This window comes from Ruegeria sp. BB7, assembly GCF_056539365.1.
Map to the genome: position 1 here is coordinate 502,727 of NZ_JBQFUV010000001.1, position 25,760 is coordinate 528,486.

Here is a 25,760-nt window from a genome sequence, read left to right on the forward strand (position 1 = left end):
CCGCACGGTTGACTGGCGGTCCCGCCACATTTCCACGTCAGCTTTCGATTTCGGACACATCCTGTACGACGAAAGCCTCATCTGACAGGGCAAAATCATACATTCGACGGCCATTCCATTGCGGCATGTATTCGTCGTAAAGGCTGTTCTTTCGCTCGGGCCAGGAAGGCACCACCAAATCAACTTCCTGCAATCCAACACCGAAATTTAACACACGCGCTTGTTCATAACGTCTGGCTGCCTGCGCGACCGCATGATGCAGCAGAACATGTTCGATATGCCCATATTCCCCGACATGATTATGAGTGATAACTGTCGAAGGCTTTATCTGTTCCATTAGTGCAAAGGCCGACCCGCTAAGCAATTCGAACAATGGGTGCCGGTTTAGAGGGCGCAGTATTTCTGGTGGGTGAACCTCTGACGCAGAAGGCATTTCAATGAAGCGCCGCAACCTGCGGTGATCCCGCTCTACCGCAAAGGGGAACTGAATTCTGCTTGCACCAAGCGCGTCGCATACGCGCTGCATCGCCGCCTCACGAGTTTCCGTATCACGGCGGTTCGGAGCCGGGCGGAAGAAACTGGCAATCGTCACATCTGCGCGGTCTTTCAAATGGGAAAGAGTGGATCCACAAAACAAGGTTTCATCGTCCTGATGACACACACAAAGCAGAATTCGATCGTCCTTTAGGCTGGCGAGGCTGACCCTGCCCGCTGCAACACCCGGACCCGTTTCCAAAACATCATAGTTTGCGCTTTGAATGGCCTGAAACCGCGAAGAGGTCACCCGGCGTGCTCGCCCCTCTGCGATCAACTTCTCAGAACTGGCCTTAACGTGGCCGTTTTTGTTGTCTCCTTGCAGAAGATAGCACCGCTCTGCCAATCCCGGCCATGCTGCCTCTAGCTCGGCAATTCTGTTGTTTTTCATTGCATCCAGATGAAGCAGATCAATTGGACCGAACGGCTGATCCACCGCTGCTTGCCGCAGCCCGTCGATGGCATCGGACAGATACAGCTTTACGCGCGTGGGAAACCTGTTTTCGAACCAGTTGAAAACGACCGGTACATAGACATCCACCGGCGGCCAGGATTGTCGCAACCGCTGTCCCAGATCTATCCCAACAAATGTAAGGGACGGGTTGGAGTGCAAGGCCAGCAAAGCCGCATGCCCCCCGGCGACGCCCAATTCAGCAAAACACGAGCTCTCCTGCGCCATCTGAAACAACGCGCGCCGCTTTGGCTCCATCGCGGGTTCCAGATCGCCCAAATGGAAGTCCTGCACCATATGGCCATAGCAAACGTTCCCATTGATTGCGACGGGCTCACCAGCCTGCATCAGGCTATCGGCGATGGAGCGATTCAGGTCTTTAAGGTCATTGCGAAAGGCGTCAGACGCGATGACCTCTTCATAGGTAGGAGTGTTCACAGGTACTGCTCTTTCCGTGCCGGTCGTTTTGTTTGATCGACATCAGAGGACAAGGCGCGACGACATTCAAGTGGTTGAGATAACCAAGGATCAAATCAGGACGGTACCCGACGCTAACGCTTTGGCCCTTTTGTTCCCTGCAGGTTTTTAGTTTTCTTCAACCTTGACCGTCGCAGGTTTGAAACTGACAGCCACCGGGGTCCCGCGACGCGGCCCCCGAGGTTTTTCTGCCATGCTCATAATCGCATAAGCAAACTGAACTCCGGCAAAGACGATGCCGTTCATAAACCAGATCATGAGCAGCGCGATCAGGCCCATATCAGATCCGGTGATCAAGTTGCGCAGGTTGGCAACGTTCAGCGCAAGCAAAACCCCGACGAAAACCGCCGAGATTACAAATCCCCAAGCAACCTGTGTGATATACAGACGGATCAGTTTCGGCATAACGGCCTCCTTGCGCTCTGACTTTCAGGCTAGCGCATATCAAGCCGTGGTAAAGGCGTCAGAACGCCTCGGGCTGGGCCTCGCGCGCCATGTGATCCAGCACAGCGTTGACGAATTTCGGCTCCTTACCTTCTGGGAAGAAGGCGCGGGCCACATCAACAAATTCCGTGATTACAACCTTGGGCGGCGTATCGCTTTGCGTCAGCTCAGCCCCAGCAGCGCGGAAGGTGGCGCGTAGCGTTGGGTCGATGCGCGCGATGGGCCATTTGGCCACCAGCGCGCGATCAGTCATCTGATCGATCGGTGCCTGATAGTTGACAGCATCTTCGACCAGCTTGCGGAAAACGCTGATATCGCCTTCCAGCATTTCATCGCCCTCGTAGACTGCGCCAAAACGGTGATCCAGAAACTCGTTCACTACCTGTTCGGTTGTCTGACCCGACTGCTCCATCTGGAACAGCGCCTGCACGGCATAAAGCCGCGCTGCGGATTTCATCAGGCGTTTCTGGTTGGCCGGTTTTGGCGCGTCTGTCTGGGTCATGCTGTCGTGGATCCGTTGCTGTCGCCCGCCACAAGGATGGACTCGGACGGGGGCTTGAAGCCAACGCCCTTTTTCGAAGCGCCCCACTTACGGCTGAGTGCGATCAGATGCAAGGCCGCAGCGGCTGCTCCGCCGCCTTTATTCATCTTTTCGGGATTTGCACGGACTTCGGCCTGATCGTCATTTTCGACGGTCAGGATACCGTTGCCGATAAGAAGCCCCTGCAGCCCCATCAACTGGATCGCCCGGCTTGAGTCATTGCAGACGGTTTCATAGTGCGTAGTCTCGCCGCGAATGACGCAGCCCAGCGCGACATAGCCGTCGAAATTGCACTGGCGATCGGCCATAGCGATCGCCGTTGGGATTTCCAGCGCGCCAGGCACCTCGACCACTTCGCAAGTACCACCTGCGGCCTCAATCTCGGCCTTGGCACCTGCGACCAGATTGTCAGCAATAGCGCGATAGAACGGAGCCACCACGAGCAGCAGTTTCACCGGCTTATCAAAGGTCGGCGTCGGCAGAACGCCATGTTTGTCTTGTTCAGCCACGATCAGTCTTCCTTGAGAATCGAGCGGGTTCCGACGATGGACAGGCCAAAGGCGTCGAGCCCCAGATACACGGTTTCCGGTGAGTCAGTTAGCAACACCAGTTCTTGAATGCCCATCTTAGACAGGATCTGCGCACCTAGACCGGTTTGCTTGATGGTACGGGGGCCTTCATCCTCGGCTGCGTATAGCGAATTGCGGGGTTGCCGGAACAGGCAGACCACACCACGACCTTCGGCTGCGATCTTCTCCATCGCGCGGGGCAGTTCCTGTGGCGATTTTGGACCCAAGCCCAGAATGTCCGGTGCTTCGTGCAAGGCATGGGTACGCGTTAGCACGGGTTCGGGCGTGGTAATGTCGCCCTTGACCATAACCACATGCTCTATGCCGTGGGTCTGGTCAGTGAACAGGCGCATCTCCCACTCACCGCCATATTCCGAGGTGACAGTCTCGCGCGACGTCTCGACCACCAGATTGTCATTGCGCGAACGGTACGAGATCAGGTCACTGATCGTTCCGATCTTCATATAGTGCTCTTTGGCGAATTCGACCAAATCGGGCAATCGCGCCATGGTACCATCAGCCTTCATGATCTCGCAGATCACACCCGATGGGTTCAACCCAGCGAGGCGAGAGATATCAACGGCGGCCTCGGTATGGCCCGCGCGCACCAGCACCCCACCCCGTTTAGCACGCAGAGGGAAGACATGGCCGGGGGTGGCAATTTGCGCCATCGTATTCTGTTCGTTGATGGCCGTCGCCACTGTCAAAGCCCGATCAGCCGCCGAAATACCAGTGGACACACCTTCGCGCGCCTCGATGGAAACCGTAAAGGCGGTTTCGTGGCGCGAAGAGTTGTTCACTGCCATCATCGGCAGGCCAAGCGCATCAACCCGCTCGGCGGTCATCGGCAAGCAGATCAACCCGCGCCCATGGGTCGCCATAAAGTTAATCGCCTCGGCATCAGCGAATTCGGCAGCAATCACTAGATCGCCTTCGTTCTCGCGATCCTCGTGATCGACCAGAATATACATGCGGCCCTTACGAGCCTCTTCGATGATGTCTTCAATCGGGCTGATCGCGTCGCGCAGTTGGGCTTCGACGGGTCCGGGGGTTTCAAAGCTCATGAGGCAGCCTTTCACAGAGCATGTTTGATCGGGTGGATAGACCACGACGCGACCAAAGGCCAGCCCACAGACGGCAAGGTCCGGTCAGGACGTGACGTTGCAGCGCAACTCAGGACATCTCGGCCAGACGCGCGACGTAGCGAGCCAGCGTGTCGATCTCAAGGTTCACCTTATCGCCGACCGAGACATCCCCCCAGGTCGTGACCTCTTTGGTGTGCGGGATGAAGTTGATCCTAAAATCACAGCCATCCACTTCGTTAACGGTCAGAGAGGTGCCGTTCAGCGCAACCGATCCCTTGGGTGCAATGAACCGCGCCAATTCCTTAGGCGCGCGCAGTGTGACACGGGTGCTGTCGCCTTCGTCCTGAATGGCAACCACCTCAGCCACTCCATCGACGTGACCCGAGACGATATGCCCGCCCAACTCATCCCCGACCTTCAGAGCGCGCTCCAAATTTACGCGCTTGCCCGCGGTCCAACTATCCAGATTGGTTTTTGACACCGTTTCAGCGCTGATCTGCACGTCGTACCAGTCATCACCCAGTGCGATCACTGTCAGGCAGACACCATCGCTGGCGATCGAGGCGCCGATATCAATACCCGCCGTATCATATGCCGTTTTGATCCGGGCCCGCAGATCGCCTTGCTGGTCCAGCTCGGTGACAGTGCCGATATCGGTGACGATCCCTGTAAACATTCCGTTAACCCTTAGTTCCTAACTTGGCCCAGTGCCCCAACCCGAGGTAATCCTAAGCGACGTAACGGGCAAGACCCACCTTGTCGACTAGGACCAAAACAGGCATTAAATGATCAACGAAGGACAAGGGCAGTATTAATGTCACCCTCGACCAAAGGGCCAAACCGCCGCGTTTTTCTCTTTCTTCAAGGACCACATGGCCCGTTCTTCAACGGACTCGGTCGCATGCTGCGGGATGCGGGGGCCGAAGTATGGCGCGTTGGGTTCAACGCCGGTGATCAGGCGTTCTGGTTCGACAAATCCTCGTACATCCCGTTTCTCGACACGCTTGAGCGGTGGCCGGAAACACTGTCCAACCTAATCGACAGCAGGGGCATTACCGACATCGTATTGTACGGCGACACCCGTCCGGTTCACGCCAACGCAATAGAACTGGCCCGAAAAAAGGGCGTTATCGTCCATGTGTTCGAAGAAGGCTATCTGCGACCCTGGTGGGTTACGTATGAACGGTTCGGTTCGAACGGAAACTCTCGGCTGATGACGTTGAGCGTAAAACAGATGCGGCACGCACTAGATCAGACCACTGCGCAGACCCCGCCCCCACCATCACATTGGGGGGATATGCGACAGCACATCTTCTACGGTGCGCTCTATCATTGGTTCGTGCTGTTTCTGAACCGGCGCTATCGAAATTTCCGACGACACCGCGATCTACCGGTATCAAAAGAGTTTCGACTATATTTCAAACGTTTGCTGCTGATGCCGCTGCACAGAATCCAACGCCACTGGGCCACGGCACGCGTGCGATGGGGTGGATACCCCTATCATCTGGTATTGCTGCAACTTGGGCATGATAGCTCGGTTCAGGCCCATTCAGATTATTCCTGTATGTCTGATTTTCTGGATGACGTGACTAAAGGTTTCGCCGAGAGTGCCCCATCGCATCACCGGTTGGTGGTTAAAGAGCATCCACTTGAAAACCACCGAGAACCCCTGCGCCGTCGTGTACATCAGATTGCCAAGACGCACGGCATTGCTGATCGGGTCCACTACGTCCCCGGAGGAAAGCTCGCCAGGTTGCTGGACGAGGCAAGCTCGGCTGTCACGATCAACTCCACCGCCGGGCAGCAGGTATTGTGGCGTGGTATCCCGCTGCGGATTTTTGGCAGGTCTGTCTATGACAAGCCCGAATTCGTGTCGCAGCAGCCACTGCATTCGTTCTTTGCGGCACCGATGCCTCCGGATCAGAGCGCATATCAAAACTACCGACAATTTCTGCTGAAAACGAGCCAGATACCCGGAGGCTTCTACTCCCGTCGGGGCCGCCGACAATTGCTGCGAGGTGTGACCGACATGATGTTGGACGCCGAAGACCCCTATCAATCTGTCCTGAACCACAACGAGGCGTGGACGCCACAGTTAAGGGTAGTTGAATAGTTCAAACCTGTTGGCGCTAGAAGTTGTCGGGCGAACCGAGTAGCCTGCGCCAAACAATAAACAACAAGTATAAATGACGACTGAGGATAACCGGCAGTGAAGCGTTTTCCAATCCGATGGATCCGGGGGGTCTCTCTTGTGGCGGCAATGGTGCTGATGGCTGCTTGCCAACTGCCTAAATCAGGCCCCAACAAGAGTGAAATCCTATCGGGTTCAACCACGCAAGGCGGCAATGCTTTCGTGGTCGAGGTTGATGATCGCGTCACGAAGGCCACCTCAGCTATTCCTGAATACGGGTTTTCCTCGGCCTTCCGAACCGCACCGAACTTGGCGGCCGACACCGTTCGCCCCGGCGACATCCTTGGCCTGACGATCTGGGAAAACGTGGATGACGGTCTGTTGTCCGGCGAGTTGAGCAGTGCCACTAGCCTTGAGCAGATACAGGTCGATGGCGAAGGTTTCATATTTGTCCCCTATGCCGGGCGTATTCGCGCCGCTGGCAACACGCCCGAGCAATTGCGCCAATTGATTACCGACAAACTTCAAGAACAAACTCCTGATCCTCAGGTCGAAGTACGTCGCACCGCCGGCAATGGATCGACCGTGTCCTTGTCTGGAGAGATTGGTGCGCCGGGCGTCTATCCGATTGAGCGGCCCAGTAGAACACTGCTGGGAATGCTGTCGCAGGCTGGTGGGGTTGCCGCCGGTTCCGACATTGCGCTGGTGACGCTGATCCGTGGCGATCAGCGCGGAACAGTCTGGTACGACGATTTGTATCAAGACCCCAAGCTGGACGTTGCTCTGCGTGGGGGGGACCGCATCCTGGTCGAAGCGGACAGCCGGTCCTACATTGCGCTTGGCGCGACCGGACAGTCGCGCGTTGCATTCGATACGCAAGACCTTTCCGCGCTTGAAGCATTAGCACAAGTGGGTGGATTGCAATCCCTATCATCAGACCCGACCGGTATATTTATTCTACGCAAGGAACGGCAGGACATTGCCCGCAGCGTCATGGCACGCTCGGACCTGCAAGGAGATCAGCGTATGATCTACCTGCTGAACCTTACCGCCCCCAACGGCCTCTTTATCGCCCGCGATTTCGTCATTCGTGACGATGATACAATTTATGTAACAGAAGCCCCGTATTCACAGTGGAGTAAGTCGATCTCGCTTATCGCTGGCGGTCTGACGCCGGTTGCAAACGTTGCTACACTGACGGGCGGTTAATGCAGGGTGAGCTAACAGCCAGGGAACAGCGTACCCGGCTGCTTGTCTATAACGGCGGTTTTCTGACACAGCGCCGTATTCGGCGTATTCTTCACTTAAAAGGCTACGACATACGTTTGGGCGTGCCGGGCGACGGCGATGTCATTGGTGTATGGGGTAACAGCCCCACGGCGCATCGCGGGGCAACCATCGCCGCACGGTACAACGCTCCGATCTTGCGGGTCGAAGACGCCTTTCTGCGTTCCTTGCACCCTGGGCGCACAGGCGATCCCCCTTTGGGTCTTTTGCTCGGCCGGTCTGGCGTTCATTTCGATCCGACGCAGCCGTCTGACCTGGAAACCCTGCTGGCGACACATCCCTTGGACGATACTGCATTGCTGAACCGCGCCCGTTACGGGTCCGACAGGATGCGTGAATTACATCTCAGCAAATACTCCGCCATCGACCCAACTTTGCCGCCTCCGGATCCCGGTTATGTGCTGGTGGTCGATCAAGCCCGAGGCGACGCTGCGGTCACCGCAAGCGGAGGGGACGACGCCCGGTTCCGTGAAATGCTGGTCATGGCGCAAGAAGAAAACCCCGGTGCCCGCGTTCTGATCAAGGCGCACCCGGAAACTGTTGCGGGGCACCGCAGTGGGTACTTCTCAGAACAGGATGAGACTGACAGGGTCTCGTTACTGCGCGCCCAATTCAGCCCGTGGACATTGCTGGAAGGCGCAGTAGGTGTTTACACCCTGTCCTCACAAATGGGGTTCGAAGCCATCATGGCTGGCCACAAACCTCGTGTTTTTGGCCAACCCTTTTATGCCGGCTGGGGCCTGACACAGGATGAAAACTACTTTCCACGCCGTCAGCGCAGCCTGACACGCGCCCAGTTGTTTGCGGCGACAATGATCCTCTACCCCACATGGTACGATCCCCACCGAGACCAATTGTGCGAATTGGAAACCGTTCTCGACACGCTAGAGGCACAGACGCGCGCATGGCGTCAGGATCGCAGGGGATGGACCGCATCCGGTATGCGGCTGTGGAAACGCAAGCACCTGCAGCAGATGTTCGGACGAGAAAAGAAAATCCGGTTTACTGATGGCCCTCCAGAGGAATCCGACCGTCCCCATATGGTCTGGGCCAGCCAGACCCGCGGAGCTGAAAATGCGGTCAGGATCGAAGACGGTTTTCTAAGATCCCGAGGTCTTGGTGCCAATCTGGTGCCGCCGCTCTCACTGGCGACAGACGATCTGGGCATCTACTATGACCCGACGCACCCAAGCCGGTTAGAGGAGCTGATCGCTGCTCGGGAAACCCTGCGCCCGGATCAGGAATTACGGGCCGAGCGGCTGATGACGCAAATCGTCTCGGCTCAGCTCAGCAAATACAACATTGGGGAAAACGCACCGGAACTGCCTGAAGGGCATCGCATCTTGGTTCCGGGGCAGGTCGAGGACGACGCCTCGATCCTGCTTGGTACTACGACGGTGCGCACCAATACCGATCTGCTGCGCACCGTACGAAAAGCCAATCCAAATGCGATACTGATTTACAAACCCCACCCAGATGTCGAGGCCGGGCTGCGGGAAGGGATGCTGCACGACGAAACCCTTGCCGACGTCATCGCCCACCACGCTGATCCATCAGCGCTGTTGTCTCAGGTGCAAGAGGTCTGGACCATGACCTCTCTGCTCGGCTTCGAGGCTCTGTTGCGCGGGGTACGCGTCACAACGCTGGGTGCTCCGTTTTATGCTGGATGGGGGCTGACGACCGATCTGGGGACCGTGCCTGCGCGGCGGGGCGCACGGCCCTCACTACTGGGGTTGGTGCATGCCGCCCTGATTGATTATCCGCGCTATCTGGATCCGGTCACGGGCCAACCCTGCCCCGTCGAGGTAGCCGTGCAGCGCCTGTCTGACGGCAATCTTCACAAAGGCAGTTCCGCGCTGCGTCTGCTTTCAAAACTGCAAGGCGCGTTTGCCACGCACGCGCATCTGTGGCGGCGCTAACGCAGCGCCCGTGTCCAACGATGTAGCACGTCTGGCCCGATGGCCCGAGTTTCGATCAGTTCAAACCGAGGCGCGTCGTCCAGCTTGTCCAAGCCCAGTGACCCAATTGCAGGCAGCCCCTCGGCCCCGATCGTCAGACCTGCGCTAAAACCCACCAGCTCATCCACCAGATCATCGGCCAGCAAGGATGCAGCCAATGCCGATCCACCCTCACAGAATACCCGTGTCAGCCCGGCCTGCCCCAATTGTTGCAACAGGTCAGAGGCATCAATGTGGTGCTCTTGCAGGGCGCAGGAAATCAGGCGGGCACCCAACCCTTCCCACGCGCGGGCGCGTTCGGCATCGGGGGACGGTCCGTGGCATAGCCAAACAGGTATTTCAGACGCAGTGCGCGCCAAATGACCCATCAGGGGAATATCCAGATGGCGCGAGACGACAACTCGAACCGGTTGCGCCTCGATCCCCAGATCACGAACCGTCAGCGACGGATCATCGGCCCGCGCAGTACCCGCGCCAACAATCACTGCATCATGGCGTGCCCGCATGGCATGCACAGCGCGCCGTGCCTTTGGCCCGGTGATCCACTGGCTGTGACCGCTGGACGTGGCAATACGCCCGTCGAAACTGCTGGCCAGCTTAAGCGTCACAAAAGGCCGCCCCTGTTCGGTTTTCAGAAAGAAACCTGCGTGATCGCGCGCGGCTTGCTCAGCCAGAACTCCTGTGGTGACCTCAATCCCTGCCTCACGAAGCATGGCAAAGCCCTGACCCGCCACACGCGGATCGCTGTCTTCAATTGCAGAGACAACACGGGAGATACCGGCCTTGATCAGCGCCTCGGCACAAGGTGGGGTTTGGCCGTGATGGGAACAAGGTTCCAATGAGACATAAGCGGTGGCCCCACGCGCGGCCCCTCCGGCCTGCGCCAGCGCCTGTGTTTCACCGTGCGGGCGGCCACCGGGCTGGGTCCAGCCACGTCCGACGATCCGTCCGTCACGTACAATCACGCACCCGACAGCCGGGTTGGGCCAACACGTACCCTGACCGCGCTGCCCCAAAGACAAGGCCAGCGCCATATATCGCTTATCTGTTTCGCTCACTCGTCCGTCGAAGGCTGCGGCGGTCGCAGTTCGTGGACAAACTCCTCGAAATCATCGGCCGCCTGGAAATTCTTGTACACACTCGCAAAGCGAACATAGGCCACGGTGTCGATCCGCGCCAGAGCTTCCATAACGATCTCACCGATCTTGCTGGACGGAATATCGGTTTCGCCCATGCTTTCCAGACGCCGGACAATGCCGGAAATCATCTGGTCGATACGTTCCGGATCTATAGGGCGTTTCTGCATTGAGATACGGATGGAACGCTCCAACTTGTCCCGATCGAAATCTTCGCGTTTTCCGTTGGTTTTAATCACCACCAAATCGCGCAGTTGCACGCGTTCATATGTGGTAAATCGCCCACCACAAGCGGGGCAAAACCTGCGCCTGCGGATCGCGACGTGATCCTCTGCCGGGCGTGAATCTTTCACCTGAGTGTCAATATTTCCGCAAAACGGGCAGCGCATCCGCCGTCTCCTCGTCCCTGGTTCGGCCTCTTTTGTAAGCGCTATGGCTTACTTATCCACAACTATAGGGCAGCCGCTAGGATTTGGGTAGTCGGAATTTTTCACCGCAATATAAAGGGGTCACGCAAAATGCGCCGCGACCTTTCGGAGATGCGGCGCAGTTCGGTGTTCAAACAGATAAACGCCCTGCCACGTCCCCAGAACAGGCCGCCCCGAGGCAACGGGAATAGACAGCGAAACCGGCATAAGCGCGGCCTTGATATGAGCGGGCATATCGTCCGGACCTTCATAAGTGTGCCGCAGATACGCCATGGCAGGATGGTCCGAAGGCGGGACCAGCCGATCAAAAAAGGCACGCAGGTCCGTTTGCACTTCGGGGTCGGCGTTTTCCTGAATAAGCAGCGAACACGACGTGTGCCGAACAAATAGCGTCAGCACACCATCACGGTCGACCGAGTTTAGCCAGTGTCGCAAATCCAGGGTGAATTCGTAAAGGCCCGGCCCCTGCGTCGAAATTACGAATTCGGTCTGCATTCAATGATTCACTAGCGCTCAGTCCACAAAGGGTCGAAAATTGCACCGCGCATTGGCGGCCTGCACGGACATACTGTAACCCGGCTGGAAACCTGAAGAAAACACCCCACTGGACTGTTGCGGAACCGCTTCTGGAGCCACTATGGAAAACTGCACTGCAGTTCTACGTCCAGTCGCCTCGCTGGGGCCATAGCCTCGTTGCACGTAGATGCGTTGCTGCCAACCAGCGCCCAAAGTTCTCCGGGCAAAATCAGCGGCAGCACACCAATACCCATCCACATCAGTGCGCCCTCTGGGGATCACCTCAAAGGACGAATTGCTCAGTGCAGCGGTCTGAAACCCCAAGCGAGCATTAAACGCCGAGACCGGAGTGCTCAGCAAAAGGGCGGCAAAAACTGCGTATGTCATAACCTGTTTCATAATCATACTCTTTCCTGTTTCGAGGTAGGTATTGATCTAGTTTACCTTAAATCCCGGTAAATCCGGTTCACGATGAATTCAGTCACGGCACGGCTGCGCGTGAACAGATGCAAGCCAACCGCGATACCGGATCAATGGCCCCAACCCTGGCATCTCGGCCGATACATCAAAACAAAAATGCCCTGTTTCTCCTTGCCATTCTACCGTTGACGAACGCGGTAGCAAAAAGGCGGGGCAACGAAGCCCGAAAACGCTCAGCCGCTGGATATGGATCAGCAGGCGCCCTTCGTTGAATTCTGGCGTCAGCCAAAGGGTCAAGGCGCCCATCCGTTCACGAACACAATCGACACCGTGATCATACGTCAACCGGGACACGGTGGAGTGGCCGTCAAAATCCCGCACCCACTGCCACACCTCACTGGAACGATCTATTTTTAACTTTACCGGAATGTCGTCTGCCTCGGGCGGAAACCCTCCAAACTGCAAGACGCGCGAAATCAACCTCCCTTGCCCCCTGACAATACTGCATCGCCCAGCATAGTGGCCGGGCTGACCGTGCAACTGACGCAAGGCCTGGGGAACGTCTGCGCCGGCTGACAGATATTGAAGAAAGGGGTCGGGTTTCACTCAGCACCCCTCAGGCAAAAATCTTGACTTTAAGGCCAAGTCCGGAATCAAACAGGTTCGGGAACGACCGAAGACTTTGTACCTGTTCCGCGCTATGGCGTTATACAGTGGATTCTTCACCCATCCCGGAAGAAACCGGCACACAGACAAAATCGGCCATATCCCGGGCAATGCCTTCATAGCAGCAGAAAACGCATCCAAGCGTTGATGGACCACACCGTTCACTGTGACCAGATTGGTTTCAAAATCATTCGTTGGCAGGCCAAGTTCCAGATAAAACCGCTGCCCCAGCGGCGATTGCGCAGTTGCGAACTTAAAGCGCTGCGATTTATCCCGTGCGACCATGAACTGAAAGAAACCCGAACACAAAACACAGTTCCCATCAAAAACTATAGTATCCTGAGAAGCCGCCAGTTCGGCTATGGTAAGGTTCTGCAAAAGGGGTTCGTCAGATAAATCCATCATACCAACCCTTCCACTCAGCCCCTTGCGCTGCAATGCGACAAGAGGCCGTCTTGGATCAGCCTAAAGCGAATTCAAATGCGCCGGGGAGCCACCGGTTTGGTTGGTTTTTTTACCAGGGCTCTGACCTTATCCCCTAAAAGGTCCTAACCCGACGATAACCGGAAAGTAAAATATATCAGCCTTTGGGTCTTGTTTTCATTCGCCAGAACCATTCGAATTCCAGACAGTTCATTGACCTGACATCGTCCAACCGACCGCAAGAGCGCGGAAATCGTTTAAAACACAGTGGAGAAATCCATGGAAGTTGATATCGCCCGCATCCAGTTATTGACCAAAGCGCTTGATCAACACACCAATTGTCCTAAGGCATCTGATCGCATCTTGCGAAAATGCGACCTTACCCGCGAAGCCATCGCCCCGCCAGCCACCACATGCAGTGCGCACCAGGAAGCCCTATTCGTACGTTACGCCTGTGATACTGTAGGGGATATTACGTTTGCTGCACAAACCGGCTTGCAGTTTTCATCAACCTCCAGTCTGACCGCCTATATCAGTAAATACTCGCGTGACCTGCGGCAGGTCCTCGAGAACACCTCTTACTTTCACCGGATCATCGACCCGGCCATCGCATTCACGCTGCGACTTGCCGGGAATTTCGCCACAATTGAGGCCGAGTGGAAGGATGCCAGCTATGCGCGATATCACCGGCGAACAGAGTTTCTGATGTTTGCAGGGCTGGCCCGCATGCGCGCCTTAACGCAGTCGAACTTTTATCCGATTGAGATGCGATTTCAGCATGAAGTTGGCGAAAACAGAAAGAAATTTCAGAAGCTTGCAGGGTTCCCGATTGTATTCGGCGCGGAAAAGCTGGAGATCGTGCTTTCTGTTTCCTCGCTGAACTTGCCGGTTCCGACCTATGACTCGAACCTGCGTGAACACCTTTTGGAATACGGAGAACGTGTTCTGGCCGAGCGACGCTCGCCCAAGCAAAAGCTGCGCGCTCAGGTCGAAGGTCTGATTACGCAGTCTTTGCCCGGTACGGTCGTTCATGCCGACGAAGCTGCCGCCAATCTGGGATTGAGCCCCCGTACATTTGCCCGGCGTCTCAAAGACGAGGGCACGAGTTACCGCGACATTGTCGACGATCTCAGGTGCGATCTGGCACAGACCTTCATCACCAATGGCATGCCCCTGTCCGAGATCGCCTATTCGCTGGGCTATGCCGACCAGCCCGCTTTTTCTACGGCCTTCAAGCGTTGGACCGGTCAGGCCCCCAGCACTTTTCGCAGTCGTTTGGATTTCTCGGATGACCCCTGAACTGGGTGGCCGGGGGTCATCGGCGGCATGGCCTCGCCCCGGCCTGTCCCATGAGTGGACACTAAGGATATAAAGGCGTGCGGGGCTTACACATTGTGAATTGCCGCCAATTTGATCGTTGGGCCGGACAATGTGATAAACTGGCTGCTCAAAGAAAAAGGCGCCTCGGTTGAGACGCCTTTAATCTTACTGATCCAGGAAAGATCGCAGTTTGCGCGACCTACTCGGGTGCTTCAGCTTACGCAGCGCCTTCGCCTCGATCTGACGGATACGCTCACGCGTCACGCTGAACTGCTGGCCCACCTCTTCCAATGTGTGGTCGGTGTTCATGCCGATACCAAAGCGCATCCGCAGAACACGTTCCTCACGCGGGGTGAGCGAGGCCAGAACCCGTGTGGTGGTTTCCTTGAGGTTTTCCTGAATGGCGCTGTCCAGCGGCAGCACGGCATTCTTGTCCTCGATGAAATCGCCCAGCTGGCTGTCTTCCTCATCACCAATCGGTGTTTCCAGAGAGATCGGCTCTTTGGCGATCTTCATCACCTTACGGACCTTTTCAAGCGGCATCTGCAGCTTTTCGGCCAGTTCTTCTGGCGTCGGCTCGCGACCGATTTCGTGCAGCATCTGACGACCGGTCCGAACCAGCTTATTGATCGTTTCGATCATGTGAACCGGAATACGGATCGTGCGGGCCTGATCCGCGATCGAGCGCGTGATTGCCTGACGAATCCACCAGGTCGCATAAGTCGAGAACTTATAGCCGCGGCGGTACTCGAACTTGTCCACCGCCTTCATCAGGCCGATATTACCTTCCTGAATAAGATCAAGGAATTGCAAGCCACGGTTCGTGTACTTTTTGGCGATCGAGATCACCAGACGCAAGTTGGCTTCGACCATTTCTTTCTTGGCCTGCCGCGCCTCTTTCTCGCCCTTCTGAACCTGCTGCACGATGCGGCGGAATTCAGGAATATCCAGACCGACATATTGACCGACCTGAGCCATGTCGTTGCGCAGTTCCTCAACCTTCGCGGTCGAGCGTTCGATGAACATCTGCCAACCCCGACCCGGTTTCTCGGCCATCTCGGTCAGCCAGTTCGGATCCAGTTCGCGACCGCGATAGGCGTCGATGAACTCACGACGGTTGATGCGGGCCTGGTCGGCCAGTTTTACCATCGAGCTGTCCAGAGACATGACACGGCGGTTGATGCCGTAAAGCTGGTCGATCAGAGCTTCGATCCGGTTATTGTGCAGGTGCAAACCATTCACCAGCTCAACAATCTCGGCACGCAGTTTCTGATAGGTTTCTTCATCTTTTTCGCTGAACGTACCGTCTTCGTTCAAAGTGGCCGAAATCCGGCTGTCCTGCATTTCCGACAGCATCGAGAAGTCGGTCGAGATGCGCTCCAGCGTGGTCAGAACCTGATCTTTCAGCGCGGCTTCCATCGCGGCCAGCGACATGTTGGCCTGATCGTCATCGTCATCATCGTCGTCGCTGGTGATCGGGTTGCCGTCTGCGTCCAGTTCCGGCCCGGTGTCCTTGGCAGGCTTCGCCGCCTGAACCGCCGATGTGTCCACGACAGGCTCTTCTACATCTCCGTCTTCATCCATCTGGTTGCCGAACGTGGCCTCCAGATCGATAACGTCACGTAGCAGAATGTCTTCTGACAGCAATTCGTCATGCCAGATGGTGATCGCCTGGAAGGTCAGCGGGCTTTCGCATAGCCCGGCGATCATGGTGTTGCGACCGGCCTCGATCCGCTTGGCGATGGCAATCTCGCCCTCACGGCTCAGCAACTCTACCGACCCCATCTCGCGCAAGTACATGCGGACGGGGTCATCGGTGCGATCCAGCTTTTCGGTCGCACCACTCGACAGCGCGACCTCACGGTTGCTTTCGGTCGTGGTCAGCTCGGTTGAGCCTTTGTTTTCTTCTTCTTCGGCCTCTTCATCTTCGATGATGTTGATGCCCATTTCGGACAGCATCGACATTACATCTTCGATCTGTTCCGAACTGACCTGATCAGGCGGCAGAACCTGATTTAGCTGGTCATAAGTGATGTAGCCCTTCTCGCGGGCTTCAGCGATCATTTTCTTGACCGCTGCCTGGCTCATGTCCAGCGAGATTTCCTGTTCCTGCTCGTCTGATTTGCGATCTTCGGACGTGTCTTTGGCGGCCATTCAATGCTCCTGCAGGGATGGGTGATTCGTTTGAACCGAATCATTAGCGCGTAGAAGTGATTCGGCCACCCGTTTACCTGTTTTTCTTTTCCAGTGCCTTACGAAAACACCAATTTACCGGCGTTTTCGTTCAAAATTGATACCTGACATGATTGCCTGAAACGCGTCTTTCTCGTCGCGGTTGATTCGCGCGCCGTTATCGGCAACGTCGAAAACGGCCCTGTCTTCATTCTGGCTACGGCTTGTGCGGTTACGCTCTTCGGCGGCCTGAGCCAGCCGATATGTCAGCGCCTCATCGGCCAGATCGGACAGTTCCTCCGCAGCTTCAGCAATCTCGGCATCCAACCCCCGGAGCGCTTTGATCTTTGCGAGTTCCTCGGCCAGTGTCATCTCGGCCTTTTCGACGTCGCCCGGTTTATACACACAGGGGATGACTGCGACATGGCGAAGGGCCAGCAGGTTTTCAAGGGCTGTCGGCCCCAAACTTTCAGCAATGTGGTCTTTTAGGTTGTCGGGATCATCAATCGCGTGGCGCAAGATGGCTTGGCGCAGGGCTGCATGATCGGGATCGCGGCACTCCATTTCTTCCAACTGGTGTTCGAATTGGATGACCACTTGTGGGTTTAGCGCTGCGATGGCCAGAATGGCCGCTTCACGCAACTGAATCTCGGCATTTTCGGATGAGGCCAAAAACGAAGACCGCGCGCCTACCGTCGCCGGTTGCTTCTGCTGCTGCCATTTCCCGCGAGGCTGCCACGGCCGATTTTGCGGCTGTCGCTGCGGACGGAACAACTGCCAGCGCAGATCCTTGATTTCCTGCCCGTAATGCGAGCGGATCGAGGGGTCACGGATAAGCTTGATCTTGTCCCGCAGCACCTTGTCGAGCGCTGCCTTACGTTCGGGACTGTCGAACACCTTGCCTTCGGTCTCACGCTGCCACAGCAATTTGACCATAGGAATGGCACCGTCCAACACAGCCTGAACGGCGCCTGCCCCTTCGGCGCGCAGCAGATCGTCCGGATCCTTGCCTTCTGGCATGAGCGCAAAACGCAATGACTTTCCGGCCTCCAACAATGGCAAAGCCAGATCAACGGCCCGCATGGCCGCTCGCAACCCCGCCGTGTCACCATCCAGAGCTATGATTGGCTCGTCTGAGATGCGCCACAACAGTTGCAACTGGTTTTCGGTGATCGCTGTTCCCAAGGGTGCAACGGACGCGCCAAATCCAGCCTCAGCCAGCGCGATCACGTCCATATAGCCTTCGGCCACGATTAGAGGCAGCCCCTTCCCTGCCGCCTGACGTGCAGGGCCGTGATTATAAAGACTGCGTCCCTTGTCGAACAATTCAGTCTCGGGAGAGTTCAGGTATTTGGCATTGTCATTCGGGTCCATCGCCCGACCGCCAAAGGCGATACAGCGGCCACGCGGGTCACGGATCGGGTACATGATCCGGTTTCGGAATGTATCATAGGGTTTTTTACCCTTGTTCGAGGGCTTGGCCAGCCCTGCCCCAAGGATCAGGTCCTCGGCTACGTTCTTGCCACGCAAATGATCCCACAGCGCCTGCCAGCCATCAGGGGCAAAACCGATTTCCCACCGCTCCAGCGCCTGCGCATCCAGTCCGCGGCGCACCAGATAATCACGTGCCGCCGCTCCTGCCCCAGTCTTGAGTTGCAACCGGAAGAACTGCGTTGCCTGCTCCATCACTTCGGCCAGTTGCGAGCGGCGATCTTGTTTTTCTTGCGCCTTGGGGTCGCGCGCAGGCATCGGCATACCAGCCTCGCGCGCCAGAATCTCAACAGCTTCGATGAACGAGACATTCTCGGTCTCTTTCACAAAGCTGATCGCGTCGCCTTTGGCATGGCAGCCAAAACAGTAATAGAATCCCTTCTGGTCATCTACGTGGAATGAGGCCGTCTTTTCATGATGAAACGGGCACGGGGCCCACATGTCGCCTTTGCCCTGGTTGGACTTCCGCTGATCCCACATGACTTTGCGACCGACAACCTGAGAAAGACTCAGCCGGGTGCGCAGTTCATCAAGGAAACCGGGGGGCAGTGACATTGGTCAAACCTGCCAGAAATGAAAACGCGCGCCAAGGGGAAGGCGCGCGGTTGTCCACAGAGAAATGCTGACCTGTGGATTATTGCTGTAAGCACAGCTCCAACCAGGCCGCTCCCAAATCCTTTTTGCGCACGTCGCGCATCTTTTGCTCGTACACCCAGGGTGTGATCAAAGGGATGGCAGCGTTATAGTTTTCAGGCCATGCCGGGCTTGTATCAGCAACCGCCTGCGGTACGTCTCGCTCCTTGACCCGATCCAAACGTGCTTTTTGGATCGCCGCAACAACTTCGGCCTGATACTGGCAACTTTGTTCTTTGGTTTCTTCAGCAGCCAGTGGTGTGGCCAGCAGAAGAATGGCCGCAAAGGCGGTACGTAACATGGGGGACTCCCGGAATCATTTCTTTCGCAGAAGATTAGCGGGCAAAAGCGACGCCTGCTATCACCCTTTTCGACCAACACGGCCAACAATTGTCGCATGGCAAAAGGGGCGATCAGAAATTGATCCGACCGCCCCCGAAGGATCAAAGCCCCTTGGCGCGATAACTTTTCGAGACGCGATCAATGGCGACGATATAGGCTGCGGTTCGCAAGTCCTCGACATCTTCGCGGCTGTGCCATACCTCGCGCATTGACTGGTAGGCGATGCGCATCGTGTCATCGAGACCAGATCGAACCAGTTCCAGTTCATCCGCCCCTTTGAGGTACTTGGCCTTAAAGTCAGGTGACATCGACCAAGCATCGCCCAAATAACGGTCCAGCCGCTCAAGTTCGCTGACGATCAGCTCGTGCCGTGATTCTTCCTGACGGCGCTGCATCCGGCCAAAGCGGATATGGCTGAGGTTCTTGACCCACTCAAAGTAAGACACCGTCACACCACCAGCATTCGCATACATGTCCGGGATGATCACAGTGCCTTTCTTGCGCAAGATTTGATCCGCACCCGCCGTCACCGGGCCGTTCGCGGCCTCAATGATCAAAGGTGCCTTAATCCGCTCTGCGTTGGTCAGGTTGATGACACCTTCAAGCGCCGCCGGAACCAGAATATCGCACTCGGCCTCAAGAACCTCTACCCCTTCGACCGAATGCGTGGCATCCGGATAGCCTTTGACACCGCCATGCTTCACGATCCATTGACGAACCGATTCAACGTCGATCCCATCGGGGTTATAAAGCGCACCATCCCATTCGATGATGCCGACAATCTTGGAGCCATCCTCTTCGCTCAGGAACTTCGCGGCATGATAGCCCACGTTGCCGAGGCCCTGAACGACGACCCGCTTACCGTCCAGCTTGCCCGACAAGCCCGCCTTCTGCACGTCCTCGGGATGACGGAAAAACTCACGCAGAGCGTATTGAATTCCACGCCCGGTTGCCTCAACCCGCCCGGCGATCCCGCCCGCATTCAACGGCTTACCAGTCACACACGCGCGCGAGTTGATATCCGTCGTATTCATCCGCGCATATTGATCCGCAATCCAGGCCATCTCACGCTCACCCGTGCCCATATCCGGCGCGGGTACGTTCTGAGATGGGTTGATCAGGTCTCGCTTGGCCAATTCATATGCAAAGCGGCGGGTAATCTGTTCCAGCTCATGCTCTTCATATTTCCGGGGATCAATGCACAACCCACCCTTGGAACCGCCAAATGGCGTTTCAACCAGCGCACACTTGTAAGTCATCAGCGCTGCCAGCGCCTCGACCTCATCCTGGTTCACAGCCAGAGCGTAGCGGATACCGCCCTTTACCGGCTCCATATGCTCAGAGTGAACTGAACGGTACCCGGTGAAGGTGTGGATCTCTCCTCTCAGACGCACGCCAAATCTCACTGTGTACGTGGCGTTACAAACACGGATTTTCTCCTCCAGCCCCGGAGGCAAGTCCATCAGGGATGCCGCCCTGTTGAACATTAGGTCTACACTCTCGCGAAAGCTGGGTTCTTTTATGGCCGTCATTTAATCCTCCGTACCAACGAACGACATGCGTTCCGACAGTTTGTCGCACCCAATGGCTAGACGATCAATAATTAAGCAGAAATAAAACCAAAAAATGCTGAGAATTTTTCCACAACATTCCCCGAGTCGCCAAATCCAAGCTGCCTGTCCAAATTGTCCGGCATGCAATGACAGAAGCAATCAAAGCTCACGAATTATCACGCATTTGCCAGCAAACCAGTCAACTCGGTGACATTTTCGCCCAATTCCCGCCACGTTTCGACGTTATTTTCTGATAGTTCATTTTTCCTTGGCAGCTTTGATGTCTGCCCAGAGAGGTCCGCAAGATGATAAAGCGCGCAAATCGCGGTGGCGTTGGAGTTTTTCGTCAAAAGACGCCATTTGCGCGCCGGTTCGCAAAGGACGAGGACGGCGCCGTATTCACACTTTTTGTGCTGCTTGGTTTCATCGTAATCCTCGCGACCACCGGTATAGGCGTCGACATGATGAATCATGAACGCGACCGGGCCAACCTGCAAGCTGCGCTGGATCGAGCAGTCCTTGCGGCTGCGGACCTTGAACAGGAGCTTCCACCGGCTCAGGTGGTTGCGGATTATCTGGAAAAATCAAATGTGAGAGGTTCGCTCGTCGCGGACCCTGTTGTTGAAATTGGGCTTGGCTCCAGAAGAGTGACAGCCGAGGCATTAGTGGTTGTCCCAACCCACTTCATGCGGTTTTCCGGTGTGGATACGCTAAACGCCATTGCAACCAGTTCGGCGGAAGAATCCGTCGAATCCGTTGAGATTTCGATGATCCTGGACATGTCAGGTTCGATGAGGCGGCCATCCGCAGAGGACGGGAAAACCAAGATTCAAGTTCTCAGGGACGCTGCAAAAAGGTTCGTGACCTTGATGTACGAACAGAATGACGCAAGTGATGTTTCGATCTCGATCGTTCCCTATGCAACGCAGGTAAACGCTGGCGCAGCGATCCTGGATCAGTTTCCCAACGTTTCGTCTGAGCACAACTATTCTCATTGCGTCAATTTCCCAGCGAGCCAATTTTCAAATGCTGCTTTGAGCCCCGACGATACTCTCGACAGAACTGCGCATTTTGATATCTGGTCAGTCAGCAGAAACCCGATCCGTTTCCCTGTCTGCCCCACCCGCACAGGCAGTGAGATTACTGCAGTCACCGACAATGTGGCCCAGTTGCATGATGCGATTGACGCTTTGACCCCGGATGGAAACACTTCGATTGATACAGGGGTAAAGTGGGGTGCTGCTTTGCTGGACCCGCAATTCCGGCCAATTATTGAGACATTGGCAACCGATGACACAGTACCAGCCGATAAGGTCGTGCCTGCAAAATTCAAAGAACGCCCACTGAACTATGACGGCGACGTACTGAAGGTCATGATCGTCATGACTGATGGCCAAAACACTGAGCAGTTTAGACTGAGAGACAGGTATCGCACAGGGAACTCGGGTGTATGGTACAATCCGGACTTCAACTCGACAGGTGAATTCAGCGCTCTGAGGGCTACTGATCCAGACGAATTCTCTTGGACCTTTCAAAACACGGACGGCAATTCACACCCATATGGAGAGCTAAGCTCGGAACCGGGAACGGCGACCCAACTGACCTTCCCAGAATTGTTCAATTTGACATCGCTTAGGTGGAACGCCCGTTTCAACTATGATTTGCCTCGCGATCGCGAAAACCAGTGGGTCGCGAGTACTTACAATACAATTGACAGAAGTGTGAAAAACGAACGGACGCAAAGTATTTGCGGCGCCATCAAAGATAGCGGTGTTGTTGTCTTTGGTATCGCCTTCGAAGCGCCGGCTGTAGGACTTGAAACCATCCGAGGCTGCGCAAGCACGCCGCAAAGCCACGTTTACGCGGTTAATTCCGATGGATCTCTGGGGGGAAATAACTTGTCTCTGGAAGAGGCATTTGAATCGATCGCGGCGTCGATCAAGACTTTGAGGCTGACACAATGACCTTGAAAACTCTGAAAAAACTGTTTCGGTTCAGGAAGTCCGAGGAAGGATCACTGACGGTTGAATTCGTCATCATCTTCCCTTTGTTTTTGTTCTTGATCCTCAGCGCGGTTGAATATTCGCTGGTTACGATCAAGCAGGCGATGCTGGAGCGTGCCGTGGACATCACCGTGCGTGATATTCGCCTTAGCACTGGCGAGACCATGACCCATGACAGTATCAAAGATGCAATTTGTGCGAATGCAACGATCATCGACGATTGCAGCAATAACCTGCTTTTGGAGATGATCGAGCAAAGCGCGTATACTGGCGTGAACCTTCCCATCGAACCAACCTGCGTAGATAGGTCAGAAGAAGTTCAGCCCGTCACCGCATTCGAAAACGGCCCGCCAAATGCGCTGATGATCCTTCGCGCCTGCGCAAAGGTAGATCCTATCTTTCCATCCTCGAACATGGGTCGCGCACTGGTCGGTGAGGACGAACTGATCGCCCTGACAGCCACGACAGCTTTCGTTCAGGAGCCTTAAACAATGTCTCTACTATCCAATATCCGCCAATTTTTTAGATCATCAGCACGCGGTGAAAAAGGTTCCTTGACCCTCGAAGCCGTTCTGGTTCTTCCTTTTTTCGTATGGACCATCACCATGGCCTATACTTACTTTGACGGGTTCCGCCAAAGTGCGGCCAACGTCAAAGCGGCCTACACTGTGAGCGACCTGATCTCACGCGAGGCAGTGGGGATCACTGACGAGTATATCGTTTCGATGCACCTTCTGATGCAACGGATGACAAACAACAACTCACCAATGAGATTGCGCGCCACGTTGGTCAAGTACAAAGAAGAAGGTAATATTCACGAAATCAAATGGACGTCAGGCTGCGGATTTGACGGTAGCTGGTCCCAAGACAACATTGACCAGTTGGTGCAACGCCTGCCGCCAATGGCCGACCAGAACACCCTGATCGTTGTTGAAACCTCCAATGACTACGATCCAGTGCTGAAAACCGGTTGGATTGAAGATAACTTCACTTTTGACAACTTCGTATTCACGCGGCCACGTTTCGTCACCGACCTTGATGGCCCGGATTCCTCTACCCCCTGTCAGACGCCATTAGCGCAGACAGCACCTGTGACATAAGTTTGGTTTCGGCGGCTGTGGTCATGCCGCCGACGCCCACCCGGCGGCCTAGCCGCCACCACAGACCCGGTGCCCAGCTGTTTTCACCGCTTTCCTTGGTCTTCAGCAGAAATCCATTTGATGGCTTGAATGCAAAGACCCCGCGATCAACGGCCTCGATATCCTTAACCTTCGCAATAAGCAGCCCTGCCCCCGTTCTGAGCTCGGTCTGGGTCAGCTCAATCGAGTCACTCGTTGCCTTCCACATTCGCTGCGCAAGCCAGAAGGCTGCGCCACCGACCGCCAGCAAAAAGACCTGCCACATAGGTTCCGGAGGTTGCGCGAAGGCAACAAACAATACCAGCATGCCAACGATGCTTAGCATCCCCACGCCCAGCCAACGTCTGGCAGGTGATGGCCGAATAGTGGCCAGTACATCTTGTTGCATGTGATCCCCTGATGTTTTCCCTTGGGTTTAACGGCTTTGGTCCACAAATGACAGAGGGGCATATTTCCGCACATTCAGCGTTCTTTTCTGCTGATTGACGCAACCTGCACCATGCATACATGCTGCCTGTAGCTTCAGGAGATCAACATGTCTTTGCGACCGACTTTAGAGACGCGAAAAGCCGTGCCTACAATGGAAGGCGCAGGCGTCAAACTGCACCGCGCGTTCGGGTTTCAGGACCCGTCGGAACTCGATCCGTTCCTGTTGTTTGACGATTTCCGCAATGATCGCCCACAGGATTATCAAGCCGGGTTCCCCTGGCACCCCCATCGCGGGATCGAAACGATCACCTATGTGCTGGCAGGCACCGTCGAGCATTCAGATTCTCTGGGCAATAGCGGAACTTTGGGCGCTGGCGATGTACAATGGATGACCGCCGGGTCCGGCATTTTGCACCAAGAGATGCCGACCGGAAATCAACTGGGCCAAATGCATGGCTTCCAACTGTGGGGCAACCTGCCCTCGGCTCAGAAGATGACCGCGCCACGCTATCAGGATGTGAAAAGCACCGAAATTCCTGAAATAACTGATGATGACGGCACCACCGTTCGCGTGATTGTAGGTGAGTTCTGGGGCAGAACCGGCCCCGTCGACGGTATTGCCGCCGACCCACAATACCTGGACATCCAAATCCCGGCAGGCGTCAGAAAAACCTTTCGGATCGACACCCACCTTCGCGCCTTTGCCTATGTGTTCGAAGGTCAGGCTGCTTTTGCGGACGCTTCGCAACCCACTGGCGTTCTGTTGGAAAAGGAAGTGGCCGGAGAGGAGGTCAATATCCGCGATTTGTCGGGCAATCGGACGCTCATCCGATTTGGTACCGGGGATGAGGTCACGGTTCAGGCAGGCCCCGAAGGCGTACGCTTTCTATTGATCTCGGGCGCACCGATTGCCGAACCTGTGGCTTGGCACGGTCCCATCGTCATGAACACCCAGGCTGAGCTAGAGCAGGCCTTTCGTGAACTGCGCAATGGCACCTTCATCAACCCGGCGCATTAGGTGGACACCGATTTGCGTACCATGTCCCAATAAATCCGCTCGACCTCATCCAGCGATAAACGCCCGCCAGCACGATACCAGGTCATCACGCCGTTCAGCATAGCAATGACTGCCAGGGTGGCGATCTTGGTATCCGTGATATCAAACAGACCAGCCTCCTGCCCTTGGCGCAGAATGGCCTCCAGCGCGTTTTCGTAGCTGCGGCGCAAGCCTTCGATGTCAGCGAAATTCTCGGGTGTCAGATTGCGCAGTTCCATATAGGCTATGAACACTTCGTCCGGGCGTTCCAAATGGAAGCGAATATGGAACCCAACAAACTGGCGCAAAGCCTCTGACGCGTCCGCATGTCGGCCCAATTCGCCATAAGCCGACAAGAGATTCTGCATATGTTCATTCATCAAACGAAACAGCAGACTCTGCTTATCTGGCGTGTAGTTGTACAGCGCCCCGGCCTGCACCCCGACCTCAGCCGCGATCTGGCGCATCGACACCGCCGCATAACCATGGCGGGCAAACAAGCCCAGCGCCGCCTTACGGATACGTGGACCAGTGATATCGGAATGTGAACCTTGAGTACGTGCCATCCTCCAACAG

The 25,760-nt window shown here is 55.9% G+C and carries 27 protein-coding genes; 8 read left to right on the forward strand and 19 right to left on the reverse strand.

Annotated elements, in window-relative coordinates; all coding sequences use genetic code 11:
* Nucleotides 1-37 precede the first annotated feature (37 nt).
* The 6 genes from ACR0D7_RS02485 to ACR0D7_RS02510 all read right to left on the reverse strand — a co-directional run bounded on the left by ACR0D7_RS02485 (nucleotide 38) and on the right by ACR0D7_RS02510 (nucleotide 4,777).
* Entirely contained in the window at nucleotides 38-1,423 is a 1,386-nt protein-coding gene (locus tag ACR0D7_RS02485; RefSeq protein WP_480677588.1) for a PIG-L family deacetylase, read from the reverse strand.
* A gap of 147 nt (nucleotides 1,424-1,570) precedes the next feature.
* Nucleotides 1,571-1,867, reverse strand: coding sequence for a hypothetical protein (locus ACR0D7_RS02490; RefSeq protein ID WP_480677589.1), 297 nt, complete (start codon nucleotides 1,865-1,867; stop codon nucleotides 1,571-1,573).
* Nucleotides 1,868-1,925: 58 nt separating this feature from the next.
* The gene (gene nusB / locus ACR0D7_RS02495; RefSeq protein WP_480677590.1) at nucleotides 1,926-2,408 is read right to left on the reverse strand and encodes a transcription antitermination factor NusB; all 483 of its coding nucleotides are present in this window, start codon (nucleotides 2,406-2,408) and stop codon (nucleotides 1,926-1,928) included.
* Nucleotides 2,405-2,956, reverse strand: a complete 552-nt coding sequence (locus tag ACR0D7_RS02500) for a 6,7-dimethyl-8-ribityllumazine synthase (protein ID WP_480677591.1) — start codon at nucleotides 2,954-2,956, stop codon at nucleotides 2,405-2,407. The genes nusB and ACR0D7_RS02500 overlap by 4 nt, the downstream gene beginning before the upstream one ends.
* Before the next feature lie 2 nt (nucleotides 2,957-2,958).
* Nucleotides 2,959-4,080 (reverse strand): 3,4-dihydroxy-2-butanone-4-phosphate synthase, encoded by a 1,122-nt coding sequence (gene ribB / locus ACR0D7_RS02505; protein ID WP_480677592.1) that lies wholly within the window; start codon nucleotides 4,078-4,080, stop codon nucleotides 2,959-2,961.
* Nucleotides 4,081-4,189: 109 nt separating this feature from the next.
* Nucleotides 4,190-4,777, reverse strand: coding sequence for a riboflavin synthase (locus ACR0D7_RS02510; RefSeq protein WP_480677593.1), 588 nt, complete (start codon nucleotides 4,775-4,777; stop codon nucleotides 4,190-4,192).
* Between the two features lie 138 nt (nucleotides 4,778-4,915).
* On the opposite strand from ACR0D7_RS02510, the gene ACR0D7_RS02515 reads away from it, so the two are divergent.
* From ACR0D7_RS02515 to ACR0D7_RS02525, 3 genes are all read left to right on the forward strand, one after another.
* Nucleotides 4,916-6,214, forward strand: coding sequence for a capsule biosynthesis protein (locus tag ACR0D7_RS02515; RefSeq protein WP_480677594.1), 1,299 nt, complete (start codon nucleotides 4,916-4,918; stop codon nucleotides 6,212-6,214).
* A 96-nt stretch (nucleotides 6,215-6,310) separates the two neighbouring features.
* Nucleotides 6,311-7,441: a polysaccharide biosynthesis/export family protein gene (locus tag ACR0D7_RS02520; RefSeq protein ID WP_480677595.1), complete on the forward strand. Its 1,131-nt coding sequence runs from the start codon at nucleotides 6,311-6,313 to the stop codon at nucleotides 7,439-7,441.
* Nucleotides 7,441-9,438: a capsular polysaccharide biosynthesis protein gene (locus tag ACR0D7_RS02525; protein ID WP_480677596.1), complete on the forward strand. Its 1,998-nt coding sequence runs from the start codon at nucleotides 7,441-7,443 to the stop codon at nucleotides 9,436-9,438. The genes ACR0D7_RS02520 and ACR0D7_RS02525 overlap by 1 nt, the downstream gene beginning before the upstream one ends.
* Here the strand turns inward: ACR0D7_RS02525 and ribD are convergent.
* From ribD to ACR0D7_RS02555, 6 genes are all read right to left on the reverse strand, one after another.
* On the reverse strand, nucleotides 9,435-10,535 hold the full coding sequence (ribD, locus tag ACR0D7_RS02530) for a bifunctional diaminohydroxyphosphoribosylaminopyrimidine deaminase/5-amino-6-(5-phosphoribosylamino)uracil reductase RibD (RefSeq protein WP_480677597.1): 1,101 nt from the start codon (nucleotides 10,533-10,535) through the stop codon (nucleotides 9,435-9,437). The genes ACR0D7_RS02525 and ribD overlap by 4 nt on opposite strands.
* Entirely contained in the window at nucleotides 10,532-11,002 is a 471-nt protein-coding gene (gene nrdR / locus ACR0D7_RS02535) for a transcriptional regulator NrdR (protein ID WP_037307671.1), read from the reverse strand. The genes ribD and nrdR overlap by 4 nt, the downstream gene beginning before the upstream one ends.
* A 120-nt stretch (nucleotides 11,003-11,122) precedes the next feature.
* The gene (locus tag ACR0D7_RS02540; RefSeq protein WP_480677598.1) at nucleotides 11,123-11,536 is read right to left on the reverse strand and encodes a secondary thiamine-phosphate synthase enzyme YjbQ; all 414 of its coding nucleotides are present in this window, start codon (nucleotides 11,534-11,536) and stop codon (nucleotides 11,123-11,125) included.
* Between the two features lie 18 nt (nucleotides 11,537-11,554).
* A complete protein-coding gene (locus tag ACR0D7_RS02545; protein WP_480677599.1) occupies nucleotides 11,555-11,944 on the reverse strand; it encodes a hypothetical protein in 390 nt (129 codons plus the stop codon).
* A 90-nt stretch (nucleotides 11,945-12,034) separates the two neighbouring features.
* Nucleotides 12,035-12,583, reverse strand: a complete 549-nt coding sequence (locus ACR0D7_RS02550; RefSeq protein ID WP_480677600.1) for a DUF4166 domain-containing protein — start codon at nucleotides 12,581-12,583, stop codon at nucleotides 12,035-12,037.
* The gene (locus ACR0D7_RS02555) at nucleotides 12,584-13,048 is read right to left on the reverse strand and encodes a thiol-disulfide oxidoreductase DCC family protein (RefSeq protein ID WP_480677601.1); all 465 of its coding nucleotides are present in this window, start codon (nucleotides 13,046-13,048) and stop codon (nucleotides 12,584-12,586) included.
* Nucleotides 13,049-13,345: 297 nt separating this feature from the next.
* On the opposite strand from ACR0D7_RS02555, the gene ACR0D7_RS02560 reads away from it, so the two are divergent.
* Nucleotides 13,346-14,365, forward strand: coding sequence for a helix-turn-helix domain-containing protein (locus ACR0D7_RS02560; protein ID WP_480677602.1), 1,020 nt, complete (start codon nucleotides 13,346-13,348; stop codon nucleotides 14,363-14,365).
* 186 nt (nucleotides 14,366-14,551) lie between these two features.
* Here ACR0D7_RS02560 and rpoD read toward each other — a convergent pair whose 3' ends face one another.
* The 5 genes from rpoD to ACR0D7_RS02585 all read right to left on the reverse strand — a co-directional run bounded on the left by rpoD (nucleotide 14,552) and on the right by ACR0D7_RS02585 (nucleotide 21,050).
* Nucleotides 14,552-16,540 carry an RNA polymerase sigma factor RpoD gene (rpoD, locus tag ACR0D7_RS02565; RefSeq protein ID WP_480677603.1) on the reverse strand — a complete coding sequence of 663 codons (1,989 nt, stop codon included), beginning with the start codon at nucleotides 16,538-16,540 and terminating at the stop codon, nucleotides 14,552-14,554.
* Between the two features lie 114 nt (nucleotides 16,541-16,654).
* On the reverse strand, nucleotides 16,655-18,604 hold the full coding sequence (gene dnaG, locus ACR0D7_RS02570; RefSeq protein WP_480677604.1) for a DNA primase: 1,950 nt from the start codon (nucleotides 18,602-18,604) through the stop codon (nucleotides 16,655-16,657).
* 79 nt (nucleotides 18,605-18,683) lie between these two features.
* Nucleotides 18,684-18,983 (reverse strand): hypothetical protein, encoded by a 300-nt coding sequence (locus ACR0D7_RS02575; RefSeq protein WP_170381590.1) that lies wholly within the window; start codon nucleotides 18,981-18,983, stop codon nucleotides 18,684-18,686.
* Nucleotides 18,984-19,125: 142 nt separating this feature from the next.
* Entirely contained in the window at nucleotides 19,126-20,556 is a 1,431-nt protein-coding gene (locus ACR0D7_RS02580; protein WP_480677605.1) for a Glu/Leu/Phe/Val family dehydrogenase, read from the reverse strand.
* A 197-nt stretch (nucleotides 20,557-20,753) separates the two neighbouring features.
* A complete protein-coding gene (locus ACR0D7_RS02585) occupies nucleotides 20,754-21,050 on the reverse strand; it encodes a hypothetical protein (protein WP_480677606.1) in 297 nt (98 codons plus the stop codon).
* Between ACR0D7_RS02585 and ACR0D7_RS02590 the strand changes: the two genes are divergently transcribed.
* From ACR0D7_RS02590 to ACR0D7_RS02600, 3 genes are read left to right on the forward strand one after another with little or no spacing between them, the layout of a single operon-like run.
* On the forward strand, nucleotides 21,039-22,541 hold the full coding sequence (locus ACR0D7_RS02590; RefSeq protein WP_480677607.1) for a vWA domain-containing protein: 1,503 nt from the start codon (nucleotides 21,039-21,041) through the stop codon (nucleotides 22,539-22,541). The two genes, ACR0D7_RS02585 and ACR0D7_RS02590, sit on opposite strands and share 12 nt — an antisense overlap.
* A complete protein-coding gene (locus ACR0D7_RS02595; RefSeq protein WP_480677608.1) occupies nucleotides 22,538-23,068 on the forward strand; it encodes a TadE/TadG family type IV pilus assembly protein in 531 nt (176 codons plus the stop codon). The genes ACR0D7_RS02590 and ACR0D7_RS02595 overlap by 4 nt, the downstream gene beginning before the upstream one ends.
* Nucleotides 23,069-23,071: 3 nt before the next feature.
* Nucleotides 23,072-23,680 (forward strand): TadE/TadG family type IV pilus assembly protein, encoded by a 609-nt coding sequence (locus ACR0D7_RS02600; RefSeq protein WP_480677609.1) that lies wholly within the window; start codon nucleotides 23,072-23,074, stop codon nucleotides 23,678-23,680.
* Here the strand turns inward: ACR0D7_RS02600 and ACR0D7_RS02605 are convergent.
* Nucleotides 23,634-24,107, reverse strand: coding sequence for a hypothetical protein (locus ACR0D7_RS02605; RefSeq protein ID WP_480677610.1), 474 nt, complete (start codon nucleotides 24,105-24,107; stop codon nucleotides 23,634-23,636). The genes ACR0D7_RS02600 and ACR0D7_RS02605 overlap by 47 nt on opposite strands.
* 147 nt (nucleotides 24,108-24,254) lie before the next feature.
* Here ACR0D7_RS02605 and ACR0D7_RS02610 point away from each other — a divergent pair, with 147 nt between their 5' ends.
* A complete protein-coding gene (locus ACR0D7_RS02610) occupies nucleotides 24,255-25,166 on the forward strand; it encodes a pirin family protein (RefSeq protein ID WP_480677611.1) in 912 nt (303 codons plus the stop codon).
* Here ACR0D7_RS02610 and ACR0D7_RS02615 read toward each other — a convergent pair.
* Nucleotides 25,163-25,750 carry a TetR/AcrR family transcriptional regulator gene (locus ACR0D7_RS02615; protein ID WP_480677612.1) on the reverse strand — a complete coding sequence of 196 codons (588 nt, stop codon included), beginning with the start codon at nucleotides 25,748-25,750 and terminating at the stop codon, nucleotides 25,163-25,165. The genes ACR0D7_RS02610 and ACR0D7_RS02615 overlap by 4 nt on opposite strands.
* Between the last annotated feature and the right edge of the window lie 10 nt (nucleotides 25,751-25,760).

Coding starts and splice junctions, on each gene's coding strand:
- ACR0D7_RS02490 (WP_480677589.1), bottom strand. CDS start 1,867: ATGCCGAAACTGATCCGTCTGTATATCACACAGGTTGCTTGGGGATTT.
- nusB (WP_480677590.1), bottom strand. CDS start 2,408: ATGACCCAGACAGACGCGCCAAAACCGGCCAACCAGAAACGCCTGATG.
- ribB (WP_480677592.1), bottom strand. CDS start 4,080: ATGAGCTTTGAAACCCCCGGACCCGTCGAAGCCCAACTGCGCGACGCG.
- ACR0D7_RS02510 (WP_480677593.1), bottom strand. CDS start 4,777: ATGTTTACAGGGATCGTCACCGATATCGGCACTGTCACCGAGCTGGAC.
- ACR0D7_RS02515 (WP_480677594.1), top strand. CDS start 4,916: ATGTCACCCTCGACCAAAGGGCCAAACCGCCGCGTTTTTCTCTTTCTT.
- ACR0D7_RS02525 (WP_480677596.1), top strand. CDS start 7,441: ATGCAGGGTGAGCTAACAGCCAGGGAACAGCGTACCCGGCTGCTTGTC.
- nrdR (WP_037307671.1), bottom strand. CDS start 11,002: ATGCGCTGCCCGTTTTGCGGAAATATTGACACTCAGGTGAAAGATTCA.
- ACR0D7_RS02540 (WP_480677598.1), bottom strand. CDS start 11,536: ATGCAGACCGAATTCGTAATTTCGACGCAGGGGCCGGGCCTTTACGAA.
- ACR0D7_RS02545 (WP_480677599.1), bottom strand. CDS start 11,944: ATGACATACGCAGTTTTTGCCGCCCTTTTGCTGAGCACTCCGGTCTCG.
- ACR0D7_RS02555 (WP_480677601.1), bottom strand. CDS start 13,048: ATGATGGATTTATCTGACGAACCCCTTTTGCAGAACCTTACCATAGCC.
- ACR0D7_RS02560 (WP_480677602.1), top strand. CDS start 13,346: ATGGAAGTTGATATCGCCCGCATCCAGTTATTGACCAAAGCGCTTGAT.
- rpoD (WP_480677603.1), bottom strand. CDS start 16,540: ATGGCCGCCAAAGACACGTCCGAAGATCGCAAATCAGACGAGCAGGAA.
- dnaG (WP_480677604.1), bottom strand. CDS start 18,604: ATGTCACTGCCCCCCGGTTTCCTTGATGAACTGCGCACCCGGCTGAGT.
- ACR0D7_RS02575 (WP_170381590.1), bottom strand. CDS start 18,983: ATGTTACGTACCGCCTTTGCGGCCATTCTTCTGCTGGCCACACCACTG.
- ACR0D7_RS02580 (WP_480677605.1), bottom strand. CDS start 20,556: ATGACGGCCATAAAAGAACCCAGCTTTCGCGAGAGTGTAGACCTAATG.
- ACR0D7_RS02590 (WP_480677607.1), top strand. CDS start 21,039: ATGATGAATCATGAACGCGACCGGGCCAACCTGCAAGCTGCGCTGGAT.
- ACR0D7_RS02585 (WP_480677606.1), bottom strand. CDS start 21,050: ATGATTCATCATGTCGACGCCTATACCGGTGGTCGCGAGGATTACGAT.
- ACR0D7_RS02595 (WP_480677608.1), top strand. CDS start 22,538: ATGACCTTGAAAACTCTGAAAAAACTGTTTCGGTTCAGGAAGTCCGAG.
- ACR0D7_RS02600 (WP_480677609.1), top strand. CDS start 23,072: ATGTCTCTACTATCCAATATCCGCCAATTTTTTAGATCATCAGCACGC.
- ACR0D7_RS02605 (WP_480677610.1), bottom strand. CDS start 24,107: ATGCAACAAGATGTACTGGCCACTATTCGGCCATCACCTGCCAGACGT.
- ACR0D7_RS02610 (WP_480677611.1), top strand. CDS start 24,255: ATGTCTTTGCGACCGACTTTAGAGACGCGAAAAGCCGTGCCTACAATG.
- ACR0D7_RS02615 (WP_480677612.1), bottom strand. CDS start 25,750: ATGGCACGTACTCAAGGTTCACATTCCGATATCACTGGTCCACGTATC.